The 1763-nt window shown below is 70.3% G+C and carries 1 protein-coding gene; it reads right to left on the bottom strand.

The features are described from left to right. Window position 1: 1 nt before the first annotated feature. On the bottom strand, window positions 2-1759 hold the full coding sequence (locus IE136_RS35165) for an ATP-binding protein (RefSeq protein WP_158988102.1): 1758 nt from the start codon (window positions 1757-1759) through the stop codon (window positions 2-4). Window positions 1760-1763: the final 4 nt, after the last annotated feature.

The raw sequence follows: 1763 nt of genomic DNA on the forward strand, positions 1-1763 counted from the left end.
ATCAGTCCTTGATCTCGCAGATGGGGGCGCCGGAGGTGATGGAGGCGCCGATTTCGGCGGTGAGGCCCTTGATGGTGCCGGAGCGGTGGGCGTTGAGGGGTTGTTCCATCTTCATGGCTTCGAGGACGACGATGAGTTCGCCTTCCTCGACCTGCTGGCCTTCTTCGACGGCGACCTTGACGATCGTTCCCTGCATGGGTGAGGCGAGGGTGTCGCCGGAGGCGGTGGGGCCGGACTTCTTGGCGGCGCGTCGCTTGGGTTTGGCGCCGGCGGCGAGGCCGGTGCGGGCGAGGGTCATGCCGAGGCTGGAGGGGAGGGAGACTTCGAGGCGCTTGCCGCCGACCTCGACGACGATGGTCTCCCGGCCGGTCTCGTCCTCCTCGTCGGTGTCGGTGCCGGCGGGAGCGAACGGCTTGATCTCGTTGACGAACTCGGTCTCGATCCAGCGGGTGTGGATCGTGAACGGGTCGGAGGTGAAGGCGGGGTCGGTGACGACGGCCTGGTGGAAGGGGATGGCGGTGGCCATGCCTTCGACCTTGAACTCCGCGAGTGCGCGGGCGGCGCGCTGGAGGGCCTGTTCGCGGGTGGCGCCGGTGATGATCAGCTTGGCCAGGAGGGAGTCCCAGGCGGGGCCGATGACGGAGCCGGACTCGACGCCGGCGTCGAGGCGGACGCCGGGGCCGGTGGGCGGGTTGAAGGTGGTCACCGTGCCGGGGGCGGGGAGGAAGCCGCGGCCCGGGTCTTCGCCGTTGATGCGGAACTCGATCGAGTGGCCGCGCACGGCCGGGTCGTCGTAGCCGAGTTCCTCGCCGTCGGCGATCCGGAACATCTCCCGGACCAGGTCGATGCCGGTGACTTCTTCGGTGACGGGGTGTTCGACCTGGAGGCGGGTGTTGACCTCGAGGAAGGAGATGGTGCCGTCGGTGCCGACGAGGAACTCGACGGTGCCGGCGCCGACGTAGCCGGCCTCTTTGAGGATCGCCTTGGAGGCGGCGTAGAGTTCCGCGTTCTGTTCGGGGGTGAGGAACGGCGCGGGGGCTTCCTCGACGAGCTTTTGGTGGCGGCGCTGCAGCGAGCAGTCGCGGGTGGAGACGACGACGACGTTGCCGTGGGTGTCGGCCAGGCACTGGGTCTCGACGTGGCGGGGCTTGTCGAGGTAGCGCTCGACGAAGCACTCGCCGCGGCCGAAGGCCGCGACGGCCTCGCGGACGGCGGAGTCGTACAGCTCGGGGACCTCTTCGAGGGTGCGGGCGACCTTCAGGCCGCGGCCGCCGCCGCCGAAGGCGGCCTTGATCGCGATCGGCAGGCCGTGTTCGCGGGCGAACGCGACGACCTCTTCCGCGCCCGAGACCGGGTCGGGGGTGCCGGCGACCAGGGGCGCGCCGGCGCGCTGGGCGATGTGGCGGGCCGCGACCTTGTCACCGAGGTCGCGGATCGCCTGCGGCGGCGGGCCGATCCAGGTCAGACCGGCGTCCAGCACGGCCTGGGCGAACTCGGCGTTCTCGGAAAGAAATCCGTAACCGGGGTGGATGGCGTCCGCACCGGAGTCCTTGGCCGCTTGCAGCACCTTGGCCATGTCCAGATAACTGGCGGCCGGGGTGTCACCGCCCAGAGCGAACGCCTCGTCGGCCGCGCGGACGTGCAGAGCGTCCCGGTCCGGATCGGCGTAGACGGCTACGCTCGCGATTCCGGCATCCCGGCACGCCCGGGCGACGCGGACAGCGATTTCGCCACGGTTGGCGATGAGCACCTTGCGCACGATG

It is taken from the genome of Streptomyces lateritius, assembly GCF_014649715.1.
GTDB lineage: Bacteria > Actinomycetota > Actinomycetes > Streptomycetales > Streptomycetaceae > Streptomyces > Streptomyces lateritius.